The following is a 14,141-nucleotide window of genomic DNA, read 5'->3' as shown; positions in this document are numbered from 1 at the left end:
GGTTCCCAATGAGCGCCAACGAACAACTGGATGTCGCGATCGTGGTATTCGACGACGTCGAGGTTCTTGATGTGTGCGGCCCATTCGAAGTTTTTTCGGTGGCCGGCTTCGTCGAAGACCGCAAACCGTTTTCTGTGCGACTGGTGGCAGCGGAAAACAACACCGTGTATGCCCGAAACGGGCTAAAGCTTTTGCCGGACTGCACATACAGTGACTGCCCAGTGCCGGACATTCTGGTGGTGCCGGGCGGGCCCGGTGCCCGGCCCCAGTCCCGGGACCCCCACCTGCTGACTTTCCTCCAGCAAATGGCTCCCCAGGTGCGCACTGTCCTCTCGGTGTGCACGGGCGCTCTCATAATGGGCCGCGCCGGGCTACTGGATAACCAACCCGCAACGACCCACCACCGGGCCATTCAAGAGCTGCAGGATGCCGCTCCCAGCGCGCAGATCCAGACCCAGGTGCGCTATTTGCGCAGCGGTAACATGATCCTCTCCGGGGGTGTGGCCGCCGGCATAGATGCCGCACTTGAGGTTGTCGCCGACTACTGCGGCCCGGAACTGGCGAAATCCACGGCGCACTACATGGAATTTCCGTGGAATCGAAACGGCGAAGCGTATTGAGGAAAAAACCGGAATGAAAACACTCGGCATCCACCACCTCGGCCTTGCGGTATCTGACCTTGAGGCCACGGCGAATTTCTTCATCGACTGCCTGGGCTGGTCTCTTGTGCGGGAGGTGCCGGAGTACCCCGCGAAGTTCGTCTCCAATGGCGAAGCCTTCTTCACCCTTTGGCAAACCAATGCCGACAGCGCGTCATTCGATAGAAAATCAAACGTCGGGTTGCACCATGTGGCAATCAAGGTCGCCTCCGAGCAGGACCTTCAGGAGATTTTCGACACGGTTTCAGGCCATTCGGGCGTCACCGTGGAATTCGCGCCGGAGTTACTGAGAGGTGGACCAGCGAAGCATTGCATCGTCTACGAGCCGAGCGGTATTCGCATTGAATTCATATGGGCCCCCTGACGGTAGGATCGGTCCGACGCTGAACCCTTTGTTGCTCAACCGCCTCCGCCAATTCAGCAAGACGGTTATCCAGACTTTTAACTGCAGCCATATGGAGACCCGCCTTCTGACGGCGTCTCGTTGAGACAGCGCCCGGGACAGTACCCGGGCGCGATGATTGCGGACCGTAATCGGCTAGCTCAGTTCGTCTGCTCGTCGTCAGTCGTGGCCTGGACTAACAATTCCTCAATGATGTTGAACGTCGCACCACCTTGTCGGCCGGTGTAACGCACGGTAGCCGGGCTACCGTTGCGGTAGGCAATGCTGATCTGCTTCGGCACTTCGTCGTTACGGCCAAATCGCACCGGTAGCATCAGGTCGCCATTGACCAGGGCCACCTCCCGACCACGTCCATCCACCTTGGTGCTGAACTGCAGGTTCACCAGGCTCCCGGTGGACTCGGCGTCCAGCGGACCAAAGCGGACGGGTACGCCCGGCGCCGCGCTCGTGAGCGTGATCAGTGGAATGCCGAAACCAGAGCCCGCCGGTAAGCCCGCGCCCGTCTTGACTACCGGCACGATTTCCGGCTTGTGGCTGCTCGCGCCGTACCAGTAACCACCCAGCCCAACCGCCAGTGTCATTGCGACGGCAACCCCACCCAGCTTGATCTGCTGCATATCAATGCCCATTGCCCAACCTCCTTCCCAACCATGACGGTCCCGCCAGTTATCGGGAGCATCCTCTCCGCCCAACGCTGCCCTGGTCTCGGCCATGCCGCAGTTGCCAGGCGCAACACCTGAACGGATCCGACGTTCCCCAAAACCTCGGCCCGGGAACCACAGGCCGTGGTGATCACTCGTATGTCGGCTCGTCTCCGCCAATCACCGCAGCGATGGTCAAGAGCTGCTCCCTGGTGGTGTCCGCAACCAGGGTGTAGACAAGCCCTTCATCTTCCCAATACCCCGCCCTGAAGCCGCCCACCTTCACGACTTGCACATCGGCACCGCTGTAAGCATCAGCCGGCGATATGTAGAACGACAGCCGGCGGCCAAAGTAATCCTCGTACAGCATCTGGGCCAATGGCCCCTGCTCGGTGGCGAGCAGCCGGCCACCCATGAAGGTGAGACCGATAGCCTCCAACTGCGGGATATCCACCGACGCGTACAGGTGCTCGGAGAACCAGTGCTTGAGCTCCAGGCTATCGGACGCCGCAAGCTCCACCGGCCGCCGGTTCGTCTCGGCGAAGATCTGGTGGGCCTTGGCAGCACCGTTCACCACCGGCGGCACGGCCCATGCCCGGTAAGCGTCGTAACCCAGGCTGGCACCCCACCCAGCGGAGAACAGGACCACTGCCGCCGCGGTCTGCCGCCACCAGGGGGAGGGCCGCCGACTTGTGGACAGCTCCAGCCGCGCCGCCAACTCCGTGGCAAGCCCGGCTGTCACCGGATCGTCAACGCGATCCACCTGCTCCGCGACATGACGCCGCACGGCACGCTTGCAGCGCAAATCGGCGTCCACCCGGCGCCGTGCCTCGGGATGCTCCGCGAGGTACTGACGCACAAGTGCGAGGCGATCGGCACTCAGCTGGCCGTCGACAAACCGCTGCAAATCGTCTTCAGTTATATCCCGTCTCATTGCCCGCCTCTTACGATGCGCAAATGCCGTCCGCGATCCTCGCCCGTGAGTACCCGCAAAGCCTGGCGCCCCCGGCTAAGCCGTGACATGAAGGTGCCCAGCGGCACGCCAAGGGCATCGGCGGCGTCGCGATAGGGCAAATCTTCCACCGCCATCAGCAAAACGGCATCGCGCTGCTCGGATGGAAGCAATTCCAGCGCGGCCAGCACATCGCGCAACTCCAGGGACGCCATCTGATCAGCCGCTACCGCACCGTCCGCCTCGTCCGGATCATGCACTGGTCCACGCACCTGCCTTTGGCGCACTTGACTGATGTGGACGTTATGCAGAATGCGGAACAGCCACGGCTTGAGCGGGGCGCCGGGACGCAGACTGTTGGCCGAGGCGATGGCCCGGCTCAGACACTCCTGAACCAGATCCTCCGCCTCGTATCGATCGCGGCAGAGCCCGTAGGCATAACGGCGCAAGGCCTGGATGTGCGTCTGCAACGCGTCGAAGTGCGCCGATTTCTCCAACGGAACGACCTCGCTTTATCGCCGCGTGGAATCACACAGCCGCCATTGTTAAAGATAGATACGCGCGACGTGGCGATTTCATCCACGGGAACAGCAAAAATCATTCAAGCCGTGGCAGGACGGGGGGCCGCCGTGCATTCAGGCTCGGCACCTGCCACGTTTTCCGTTCGGCTGCTCATTGCCGAACTTCTGTTTCGGGACACTAGAACCTTTGATCCATCAATACCGGCAGCGTGATCTCCCGTGCCAGGGATGCCGGGGACAACGACAGAATGGCACGGGTCATGGTCACCACGTCGTGGACTGGGACCATCGCTCCATTGCCCCTTGCACTGGCCTGCTCGAGCGGCACAGACAGCGAGTCCTCGGTGTTCAAATAACCCAATTGCAAGCAGGTAACTCCCAGACGACTGTCACGAAAGCTTTCACGAAGGGCGGTCGCAATTCCCGTAAGTGCAAACTTGCAGGCGGTGAAGGTCACTTCAGGCTGGCCGTTGTTTGGCAGACCGGAGGTCGAACCCGTGAGTATCAGACTTGGATGGCCAGAGTCGAGGAGGATCGGCATCAGTCTTTTCAACCCGAGGATGGTCGCCGTGATATTCACGCTGACCATCTCCATGATCTGCTCGTCCCGGTCGGCGAGGAAACTGTAATTGTCCTCGAACGCGTGATCTTCCCAGATGCCCACGTTCCAGATGATGACATCGAGGCCCGCCTGAACGCTCCGCTCGATATCCTTCGTCGCATTGAGGGGGTCGGACAGATCCGTCTCGATCCAGTCCACGACGACTGAAGCATCGACTATTGCAAGATCGGCTGGCTTGTTCCTCGACACACCAATCAATCGGTCGCCATGCTGGCCCAAACCTTCCATGAATGCCTTGCCAAGTCCCCGGCTGGCACCAACGATCAAAATCCGCGTCTCAGAAACTCCGACTCTCGTTAGCAGGGGAAGTATGCCGACCATGCGAGCACTGCGCCGCCCCTGGCTTGAGAGCGCCGCGCCGCACAGACGGCAATGATGCGGCGGTTCTAGGCTTGCAGCCAATGCGAGATCACCACATGAGCCTGGGCGGGACATCTTACGGCGTCTGACCCGCCCCATCCCAGAACGCATCGTGCACTGATGCCCTGCGCGCCATGCACAGGGCTGTCGGCAAAAGGTTGGCGTCGGACCTCTAACCGGGGAAGCCCCGCATGAAAGGAAACGGCACATGGCTTCTGCCGATGGTCCTGGCAATCGCTTTCCTCTTTTCCGGCCAGAGTGTGGCGCAAACGCTGCTGAGCGAGAGCGAGACCGAGAAGCAAACCGAAACCGTGGGCGAAGAGAGGCTATGGTTTCCTCTCGATTCGTTGAACGTCGGGCTCGATGAACCACCCGACAATCTCAAGCGACTGACGCCACGGGATGCGATTCGCAGTTTTCTGGAGTTTGTCGAACAGGAGGAGTTTGCTGCCGCCGCGCATGTTCTCAACCTTTCAGCTCTGGACAGTACCGAGCAACAGGAGACGGGTAGCCTGCTGGCCAGACAACTCGCGGAGGTGCTCAAGCGCGGTGAGTGGATCAATGTTTCCCGCCTTTCCGGGCGACCGGACGCCGCCGTCGAGGACCCGTCGGATCAGCATCGCCGGGCAGGTGAGCCCCAGCGGGATATCAAACTGGCATCTCTCACCGTGGATGGCGAAGCCTATGACATTCGCCTGGGGCGATATCGGGTAGATGACGAGGAGCCCATCTGGCTGATTACGCCGAACAGCGTGTCGTCGATCCCCTTGCTCTACGAGGAATACGGTCCCTCGCTACTCGAGGAGTATATTCCGGAGCGCTTCAAGGCCTCGTTCGGCGGGCTCGAGATCTGGGAGTGGATCGCCATACCGGTATTCCTGCTGGCCATTGGCCTCGTGGGATGGGGGGTCTACGCTCTGGTCGGCCTGCTGGCGTATTGGTTTCCCTCCGGTGCGCTAAGCATCTTTGCCGGCAGAATCAGGGTCCCCACAGCGCTTCTCGTCATGGCGTTCGTCGCCCAGGCACTGCTCGACTACGCGATTTCCTTCACGGCGGTGGCGACCACCTTCATACGCATCCTGCTGATCATTCTTATCGCCTGGGGCGTCGGTACGATAGCGCTTCGCCTGGTGGACACCATCCTGCTCAAGGTGACACGGCGCATCATGGGAGAAATCGACGACACCAAGCCGCGGGATGAACGCGAGCTGCTGACCTCCCTCTATGCGGTGCGTCGGATCATCATTCTGGTCACGGTGATCGCGGTGTCTGTCTATGTGTTAAGCCAGATCCCGCTGTTCGAGACGTTGGGTCTGACGCTGCTGGCGTCAGCGAGCGTGCTTGCAGTGTTGGTAGGCATTGCCGGCCAGGCCATCCTCGGCAACATTCTTTCCTCGTTTCAGCTATCGCTGGCAAAGCCCATTCGCATCGGCGACCTGGTCATGTTCGAAGGGCAGTGGTGCTACGTGGAAGGCATCTTCTACACGTTCATTCAGCTGCGGGTGTGGGACAAGCGGCGACTGATCGTGCCCGTAACGTACTTTGTCTCCCGGCCTTTCGAGAATTTATCGATCGAAAGCGCCAAAATGTACCGAACACTGGAGTTGATCCTCCATTTGAGCGCCGACATTCAGACCATCAGGGAGAAGTTTCTGGCGTTCGCCAAGGAAGAGGAAAGCGTTGTCGAGCATCACAATCTGTCCTGCTACGTGACGGGACAGACCGAGACTGCTCAGACGATATCCTGCTACCTGGTGGCATCCGATCCCTTCGCCGGCTGGGTCGCTGAAATGCAGATCCGCGAGAGGTTGATGGTCTTCATTCGGGACGAGCATCCGGAGTGGTGGCCAAGAGAGGTTGTAGTGCTCAGCCATCACGATATCGCGCAAGGCGAGAGACGGGATACTCGCCCACCATCAGAAACCGGTGGTGTCGATGAGTCTTGTTCTTGAAGCTTGCATGTGTCCGCCACAGCCAGGGCATCCTTATCAAGCCTGGAACATTACGAGGGTTAACGGGCAGGTCCAACTGGTCGCCCCAATGAACTGCTGACTGTCATTTGCCACACCGCATCTCCAGACTTCCCGCACACTGTAAGCGGTGACCATTGACTAGATTTCGCGCGCACTGATCGTCTTGAAGTTCGCTCGATGGAATTAGGCGTCGGCAGTGAGTACGTCGAGCCTCATGCCTTCGTTCCTTAGACGGCTTGGAGTTTAATAGCGGGCATTCAATAACAGTGTCGTGCGCGAGCCAGCAATCCGGACACACCGCGCACGCAAAGTAATAAAATATTAATCAATCTAGAATACGTAAATGAACCCGCCGCCTACTTCGGCCTCATAGTTACTGCGAGCGATTGGGCTAGCTCGAACGTCGCTACTATAATGCTCATAGAGTGCTTCACCGAAAATCTGCCAATTCTTGTTGATAATATGCCGGTAATTATAATTGATGCCAAGTGAGCGAAATCCACCGCTCATTCTAGTTTCATCCAATCCGGATGCAGCAGACTGCTTTGCGGTGATGCCAAAATCTTTATTGGCAAAATCGCTATCGTGCAACACCGCAACGAGATTAATCTCAGAGCCGGAACCGTCAAATTTATCGCCGAAGCGGCGGCCTACGCCAAAGAGGCCAAGGTTCCCATTCTCTCCAGCGATAACCCGGCCAACCAACCAATTACGCCAATCGGCAGCGAAAGCACGGCGTGCTTGTAGAACCAATTCGAAACCTTCTTCGCCATCACCGAGTCCATCTAAACGACCTTTGTCGGAATCACTTTCTTCACGACCCTCATCGAATCCAACAAGGGCCTCGAGTAACCAAGTATCCGCACGTAAACCACGCCAACCTAACGCTTCACCAGCCCAAAAGAAAATATTATCCTCTCTGCGCCATTGCAATGCACCAGCAGGATCGATCTCAAAACCAAATTCGTCTGAGCCTTCGTATGCAGTTTCATATTCAATACCAAGGCCCAGCCCTAAACCCCAGCCATCCTTACCTCTGGTGAAGTCGTCGACTGAGGGCAAAGGTACTAACGCTATTCTTTCGTCTTGCGCGAATGCTGTTTGAAAGAAGAAGCCATGTATAAAAATGATCAACACCAAACCTGTAAACTTTGTCATGAATAATGCTTCCTATGTGAGGTCCGACAAAGCCGACCACGAGAGTATGGTCGTTCGCTACTTATACGCGTTATTTTGGTGGCGAGTTCATGTATTTTTCAGGAGCCATCTGGCCCCCAAGAACCCGTTTTCGGGCTCAGCGGGCGGATTTCCGCCCTCAAGGCATCAGTTGTCTCCTCGCCAGGTACAGATTGGTCAGGCCAATCAGGGAAATACCTGCACCACCTTGCTTCTAGCCACGAACGAAAACCGGACTCGAGCGCGGCGGCGTCAATACTTCAGCGCTTCCTTAAAGAAGAGAACGAATGGCATTCACGACGATGTACGCACCAAGCAAGAGAAGCGCGATGAAGAATACGGTGCGGAATCGCTGCTCGGAAATGCGCTTCCTCAGCGCCTGTCCGCCGACCATTCCCACGATGGCCGGCACAACCGCGCCGGCTGACAGTATCGCGTGCTCCACGCTGAAGAAGTTCGATTGCTGGAGGGCAATGGCCAGTGCCGCGGTGCATGCGATAAACGATATCCCCATCGCCTGGATCAGCACGTCGCGGGGTAGCCCTATGGCCTGCAGAAACATCACTCCAGGAACGATGAACGACCCGGTCATACCGGTCAGCACGCCGCTGACAGACCCGGCCAGGGGGCCGGCCCACACCTCGTGTCTGGGCGGGACCGTCAGTCTGATTCCACCCAGACTCACCAGCGAGTAGATCACCAGCAACGCGCCAAGGAGACCCGTGAGCAGGGCGAAATCCAGGCGTGCGAGGGCGAGCACGCCTATCCATACCGTGACGATGGTCATCAGCAGGAATGGCCAAAGGCGGATGAGTATGACTTTGGCGTTCCCGCCTACCACGGACTGCCAAAGGTTTGTAACCAACGTCGGTATCAGCAGCAGCGCCATCGCCGTTGGCAGATCGAGAGCTACAACCAGGAGCGCGAGACTGACGGTCGGCAGACCGAGCCCGGTAACACCTTTCACCGCACCGGCGAACAGGAACGCCCCGAATACTACGAGCACGGTCCAGGGTTCAAACACGCTTTTGCCTCATTGCCAACTGTTTCGGGCGAAAAAAAGGGCTCACGGATTAACCGTAAGCCCTTGATCTGTCTGGTAGGCGCGATTGGACTCGAACCAACGACCCCCACCATGTCAAGGTGGTGCTCTAACCAGCTGAGCTACGCGCCTGTCGTTGAAGCTGGCATAGTCTACAACCTCGAATCTGCTTGGCCAAGCCCTGGATACCCGATGTCTTCCAGGCGCGGGGCAGAAGCCGACAGAATCAGGCCTTGCGCCCTGGGCTACGCTTGCGCTTGGCCCGCTGCGCAGGCTTTGCCGCAGGACCTGTCTGGCGCTTGCTTGCCGCCGCCTTTGGCGGCGACTCTCCCAGACGACGCAGGCCAAGCCGACGGCCGCACACCCACACCGTTTTCAGGTGCTTGAGCAACTCGTCGGGAATGTCGGCTGGAAGATCCACGGTTGCCTGGGAGTCATTGATGTCAATGCCACCGATGTAGCTGCTGTCGATTCCGGCCTCGTTGGCGATGGCGCCAACCAGGTTTCCCGGCTTGACGCCGTGTTCGTAACCCACGTCCACCACGTATCGCGCAAGGACGATCTCCGGATGATCTTTCAGCGGGCGTATATCGGCGGCGGAATTGGGGGCATGCTGGGCGCGCTTGCGTGGCGCTCCGGCATCACGCTCCGTTTTCTCCCGGACCGGGGGCAAAGACTCCGGGAGCAGGAACGGTGTTTCACCCTGCGCCATCCTTGCCAGCGCTGCGGCTACCCGCACAGGGTCCACTTCCTGGTCACGCACGTAATCGGAGATAAGGCGCAGGTAGAACTCGAGATCTTCCCCGGCAAGGGTATCGCTGATGCGTTGCTGGAAGCGTGCGATTCGCTGCTCGTTCACATCGTCGGCGCTGGGCATACCCATCCGTTCGATGGGCTGACGGGTGGCCCGCTCGATTGCCTGCAGCATGCGCTGCTCCCTTGGAGCCACGAAGAGGATCGCCTCACCGCTGCGTCCGGCCCGTCCGGTGCGGCCGATCCGATGCACGTAGGACTCGGTATCGTTGGGGATATCGTAATTGATGACGTGACTGATCCGCTCCACGTCGAGCCCCCGGGCGGCGACATCGGTGGCGATGACCACATCCAGCTGGCCGTTTTTCAATCGCTCAACCGTGCGTTCCCGCAACTTCTGGGGCACATCACCGTTCAGCGCTTCGCAGGCATAACCGCGTGCGGTGAGCTTCTCCGCCAGATCGACGGTGGACGTCTTGGTGCGCACGAACACCAGCGCGGCGTCAAAGGGCTCCGCCTCCAGCACCCGTGACAGGGCGTCCAGCTTGTGCAGCCCGCTGACCCGCCAGTAGCGCTGGCGAATGGTCTTGACGGTGGTGGTGGATGAGGCGATCCGCACTTCCAGAGGGTTGCGTAAGTGCATCCGGGCAACCCGGCGGATGACATCGGGCATGGTCGCGGAGAACAGCGCAACCTGACGGTTTTCCGGGGTCTGCTCCAGGATCCATTCGACATCGTCGATGAAGCCCATGCGCAGCATTTCGTCGGCCTCGTCCAACACCAGGGCGAACAAGGCGTCCAGCTTCAGGGTTCCCCGACGCATGTGATCCATGACTCGGCCAGGCGTCCCCACGACCACATGCGCACCACGGCGCAACTGCTTGAGCTGTATGGCGTACTCCTGCCCCCCGTACACGGCCAGCACATGGAAACCAGGTAGATTCCTGGCGTAGGTCTGAAAAGCCTCGGCGACCTGGATGGCCAGTTCACGGGTCGGCGCCAGCACCAGAACCTGGGGCTCACGACGGGTCAGGTCCAGGCGCGAGAGCATCGGCAGGGCAAACGCTGCGGTCTTGCCAGTGCCGGTCTGCGCCTGACCAAGCAAATCCTGCCCCGTCATCAACGGAGGAATGCTCTGAGCCTGAATGGCTGTGGGTGCCTCATAGCCGGCCTGATCCAGGGCAGTCAGGAGTGGTTCGGCGAGACCAAAGCTTCTGAAATCTGAGGGAATGCTGTTATCTGATGCCACGGGGTTTCGAGTTCTGCGTGATGAATTTCTTCCATTGTACGCGCTGCTGTACATCGTCGCCGAACAGCTTGTTGAGTCGCTTCGCGGGACCGGCTACCAGCAACTCATCGGGGAAAGGTCGCGCCGGATTCAAACAGACTCTGAAAATCCGCCGGCGATTCCTGTTGCTCGAATAGGAGGCCCTGCCCGCGATCGCACCCAAGGGCCAGCAAGCGTCGCTGCTGTTCGGCGGTTTCGACGCCGTCAGCAACCACCCAAAGGCTCAGGCTGCTGCCAAGGTCGCATATGGCCCGGATGATGGGCTCCACGATGCGCCGTTTATCCGCTTGCCCCAGATCGGCCACGAAGGACCGGTCGATCTTCAACGTCTCGATGGGCAGTTTCGCCAGGTTGCGCAGTGAGGAGTAGCCGGCGCCGAAGCCACCCAGCGCGAGCCGCAAGTCAGGACAGTGCTTGCGCAGCGCTTCAAGTTCACCGGCTGCGCGGTCAGCGTCCTGCAGCAGGGCGCTCTCGGTGATCTCAAGCTCCAGCAGCATTCCTGTCGGACACGACTCCGCGATGAAAGCCCCGAGCTCATCACCCACATTGCGTCGCGCGAGGGTCTCCGCGGACAACTGCATTGAAAAGGTCAGCGCAGCGGCGGTGCCTGACCAGGCGGCGAACTGCCTCATTACCAGCGCAAGCACATGACGGTCGAGTTCCGGCATCAGTCCCGCCTGCTCGGCCACGGGCAGGAAATCCGCGGGCATCAGCAAACCCCGTTCCGGATGCTGCCAACGCAACAGGGCTTCCGCGCCGGCAATGGAACCGTCTTGAAGGGAGACACGTGGTTGAAAGCACAAACTCAACAAGCCGGCCTGCAGCGCATCGCGCAACTCACGCTCCAGCCGCAACCGCTCATTCACGGCGAGATTCATGGACTCATCGAAGAATCGATACTGGTTCTTGCCACCCTGCTTGGCAACGTACATCGCCGTGTCCGCAGCACGGATCAGTTGCGCCACGGTATGGCCATCCTGGGGGTAGAGGGCGATCCCGATGCTGGGGCGCGCCGACACCTGCCGCCCGTCGATGAGGAAGGGCTCGTTCAGTGTTTCCAGGACGCGTTCAGCTCCCCCACGCGGATCGTCGCCGTCATCACCGAACGGCTGAATGAGGACGAACTCATCCCCACCGAATCTTGCCACCGTATCGGATTGCCGCACGCAGGCCCTGAGCCGCACCGACACCTGCTGCAGCAACGCATCACCGGCATCATGGCCCAGGGTGTCATTGACCAGTTTGAATTCGTCGAGATCCAGCAACATGATTGCCGCACTGCATCCACGCCGGCGCGCCTCGCGCATGACCTGATTCATGCGGTCTTCCATGAGCACGCGATTCGGTAAACCGGTGAGTGCGTCGAAATGCGCCTGCTCGAACAACCGGGCTGCAAGGCGCTGTTGCTCCAGGGCAATGGCGGTGATCTGCGCCAGTTCCCTCAGTACCCCACGCACGTCATCGCCGAAGGCATTCACTACCGTCGAAAACGCAGCCAACAACCCAAGGACCGTACCCTCGCTGTCCTTGATCGGGGTTGCCAGCAGTGCCGAGAACCCAACCTCCCGCATGGAAATCTGCAGCGGACTGTCGTCGACACGACCGACATCCGTTTGCAGCCGGATGCCACCGGAGGCGATTGCCGCAGCGATCGCTCCGCCGACCTCCTCCGGAGCACGGCAATCAATGGTGTGACAGCATCGCGAGGGCAGATTGGGCGCCGCCGCAATCTCCAGGCCGACCTGCCGTTGCAGGACGACAGCCACCGTATAGCCCTCCCGATACTCCTCGACAACGCGTATGACCTGCTTGAGCACGCTCTCCAGCGGCGCATCACGGGCGATGAGTTCGAGAATCTCGGCGCGACGACTCGCAAGCCGGTGGGCCTGGTACTCCTCGGTTACATCTCGGACGGTACCCTGGTAGTAGAGCACCTCGCCGGCGGCATCCCGGATAACGCGGGCGTTCTCCTGCTGACGAAAGCGTCCACCGGTCCCGATGCGATAGACTTCCGCTTCGAAGCCTTCGACATGGCCATCGCGGTTCAGCACCTCCAGGATGGTGGTGCGGTCTTCCGGATGCACGTAGTAGTCCTTTGCCAGGTCGTTCACGGCTTCGAGCAATTCTTCCTTGGTGGAAAACCCGTGCATGCGCGCCAGAGGTGCGTTCGCGTCGAGCAGTCGACCATCTGGGGAGGAGCGGAAAATACCTTCGGTGGTGTTCTCGAAGATGGAGCGGTAGTCGGTTTCCACCCGCATGCGCTCCTCTTCGGCGCGTTTGCGGCGGGTGACATCGAGCAGCAGACCATTCCAGATAACGCTGCCATCGTCGGCCTGATGGGGTTGGGACAACCCCTGCAACCAGATTCGGCCTTTCGGCACGTCGATCGGCCATTCGTGACTCCAGGGGGTCAGGCTCCTGGCGGAAGCATCGATGCTTTGCAGATAGGGCTCTACATGCTCAAGGGGAATGCGGGAAATCCATCCGCGCAGATCTGTCAGATCGATATTGTCGGGGACTCCAGTGATTCGCCGTAGCCCCTCACTCATGCTCTCGATGTGGAACTCACCATCGGCATCACGTCGAAACCGGAAGATCGCGCCAGGGATCGTCGTTGTCAGGTCGCGCAAAAGTTGGGCATCAGCCGTCAGCAAACTTGGGCTGCTGCCGGTTGTATCGACGGGGGTCATGATCAAGCAGTCAACCATGTCTGGTGAGCCAAAGGGCAAGTGCGCCCTTGTCGGTGACGCCGAGTTTCTGGTAGATGCGGCGCAAATGCGTATGCACGGTAGTGGGCGAGATGTCGAGTTCCCGCGCCACCATCTTCTGGCTCTTGCCATTGGCGTAGGCCCAGGCGACCTCCAGCTCCCGCCGACTCAACGATGGCGGCAGGGCTGCGCGGCGACGCGCCCGCACCAGTAACCGGGTGCCGGCCGGTTCGGCATCAAGATGCAGACCCAGGGCTTCGTGATGTCCTCGCTGCCACAAGTCCTGCGCGGCCGCCCGCGGCAATCGGCGACCTGCCGCTGCCCCCCATTCGTCGACGATGAGTTCGATGAAACCGGGGAGGCTGGCATGCACATGGCCAAGATGATCGATAAGTGCAGCAGGCGCGCCGGTTCGACCGAGTTGTGCCTGGTCATTGTGGCGCGCCGCGACAAACAGGTGTTTGGTCACCAGGTTCTTGAAGCGGCGCTCCGGTTCGGTAAAGCGCCGTTCGAGACGATCCCTGGACAGGGTAACAAATACGTGAAGGCCGGTGACCGGATCGACCTGCATGGTGGAGAGCATTTCTCTCGCATCGTAGAGCCGCCAGTGCTCATTGTACGCTCGGGTGCGAAAGACGTTGGGCACCTGGCTCAGCGTCCAGGTCTTCCCGGTATTGCCAATCACGAGATCGGCGTAACCGTCTTCGTTCTTAACCGGCTCCCAGGTCTGGAACAGTGTTTCCACCTGGTTGTACACACTGGCACGATGCAGCCGGCGGTCGTGGCCGTCGCCGGCACCCCAGATCGCGAAGTCGAAATCGATGTGGCGCTGCAATTCGCGCAGTGTCCACATCTGAAAGTCTTCCGGTGCCAAGCGGGCGCTTGCATCGTGCACATGTAGCAAGAACTCGCTGACACTGCCACTTAAGTCCTGTCGCATCGTCTCTCTGTCTTCCAATCACCAACGGACGCGGCTCAGCCCTCCTTGCTGTGCGTCACCGGCGACGAGATCGGCAGGAATGCCGTTTTTCCACGGCTCTCAA

General features: G+C 59.9%; 12 protein-coding genes and 1 tRNA gene. 3 read left to right on the top strand and 10 right to left on the bottom strand.

Annotated elements, in window-relative coordinates; translation table 11 throughout:
* Positions 1–8: 8 nt before the first annotated feature.
* Positions 9–620 (top strand): DJ-1/PfpI family protein, encoded by a 612-nt coding sequence (locus tag J2T57_RS09790; RefSeq protein WP_253477322.1) that lies wholly within the window; start codon positions 9–11, stop codon positions 618–620.
* Positions 621–633: 13 nt separating this feature from the next.
* Complete coding sequence (locus J2T57_RS09785; protein WP_253477320.1) at positions 634–1,023, top strand: VOC family protein; 390 nt, start codon at positions 634–636, stop codon at positions 1,021–1,023.
* Between the two features lie 179 nt (positions 1,024–1,202).
* On the opposite strand, the gene J2T57_RS09780 is transcribed toward J2T57_RS09785, so the two are convergent.
* From J2T57_RS09780 to J2T57_RS09765, 4 genes are all read right to left on the bottom strand, one after another.
* Complete coding sequence (locus J2T57_RS09780; RefSeq protein ID WP_253477318.1) at positions 1,203–1,691, bottom strand: hypothetical protein; 489 nt, start codon at positions 1,689–1,691, stop codon at positions 1,203–1,205.
* A gap of 163 nt (positions 1,692–1,854) precedes the next feature.
* Positions 1,855–2,637: an anti-sigma factor family protein gene (locus J2T57_RS09775; RefSeq protein ID WP_253477316.1), complete on the bottom strand. Its 783-nt coding sequence runs from the start codon at positions 2,635–2,637 to the stop codon at positions 1,855–1,857.
* Complete coding sequence (locus tag J2T57_RS09770) at positions 2,634–3,152, bottom strand: sigma-70 family RNA polymerase sigma factor (RefSeq protein WP_253477313.1); 519 nt, start codon at positions 3,150–3,152, stop codon at positions 2,634–2,636. Before J2T57_RS09770 ends, J2T57_RS09775 begins: the two co-directional genes overlap by 4 nt.
* Positions 3,153–3,354: 202 nt before the next feature.
* Entirely contained in the window at positions 3,355–4,200 is an 846-nt protein-coding gene (locus J2T57_RS09765; protein WP_253477310.1) for an SDR family NAD(P)-dependent oxidoreductase, read from the bottom strand.
* A gap of 149 nt (positions 4,201–4,349) precedes the next feature.
* Between J2T57_RS09765 and J2T57_RS09760 the strand changes: the two genes are divergently transcribed.
* Positions 4,350–6,110, top strand: coding sequence for a mechanosensitive ion channel family protein (locus J2T57_RS09760; RefSeq protein ID WP_253477307.1), 1,761 nt, complete (start codon positions 4,350–4,352; stop codon positions 6,108–6,110).
* Positions 6,111–6,461: 351 nt separating this feature from the next.
* Here the strand turns inward: J2T57_RS09760 and J2T57_RS09755 are convergent, their stop codons facing one another.
* The 6 genes from J2T57_RS09755 to J2T57_RS09730 form a co-directional block, all read right to left on the bottom strand.
* Positions 6,462–7,289, bottom strand: coding sequence for a MipA/OmpV family protein (locus J2T57_RS09755; protein ID WP_253477304.1), 828 nt, complete (start codon positions 7,287–7,289; stop codon positions 6,462–6,464).
* A 289-nt stretch (positions 7,290–7,578) separates the two neighbouring features.
* On the bottom strand, positions 7,579–8,331 hold the full coding sequence (locus J2T57_RS09750) for a sulfite exporter TauE/SafE family protein (protein ID WP_253477301.1): 753 nt from the start codon (positions 8,329–8,331) through the stop codon (positions 7,579–7,581).
* A 73-nt stretch (positions 8,332–8,404) separates the two neighbouring features.
* Positions 8,405–8,481, bottom strand: a tRNA-Val gene (locus J2T57_RS09745).
* Positions 8,482–8,575: 94 nt separating this feature from the next.
* Positions 8,576–10,351, bottom strand: coding sequence for a DEAD/DEAH box helicase (locus tag J2T57_RS09740; RefSeq protein ID WP_253477299.1), 1,776 nt, complete (start codon positions 10,349–10,351; stop codon positions 8,576–8,578).
* 104 nt (positions 10,352–10,455) lie between these two features.
* Positions 10,456–13,098 carry a sensor domain-containing protein gene (locus J2T57_RS09735; RefSeq protein ID WP_253477297.1) on the bottom strand — a complete coding sequence of 881 codons (2,643 nt, stop codon included), beginning with the start codon at positions 13,096–13,098 and terminating at the stop codon, positions 10,456–10,458.
* The gene (locus J2T57_RS09730; protein WP_253477295.1) at positions 13,091–14,038 is read right to left on the bottom strand and encodes a helix-turn-helix transcriptional regulator; all 948 of its coding nucleotides are present in this window, start codon (positions 14,036–14,038) and stop codon (positions 13,091–13,093) included. The genes J2T57_RS09735 and J2T57_RS09730 overlap by 8 nt, the downstream gene beginning before the upstream one ends.
* Positions 14,039–14,141: the final 103 nt, after the last annotated feature.

Source organism: Natronocella acetinitrilica, from assembly GCF_024170285.1.
GTDB lineage: Bacteria > Pseudomonadota > Gammaproteobacteria > Nitrococcales > Aquisalimonadaceae > Natronocella > Natronocella acetinitrilica.
Note: the sequence above shows the minus strand (reverse complement) of the source record. Positions and strands in the feature narration are given on the sequence as shown.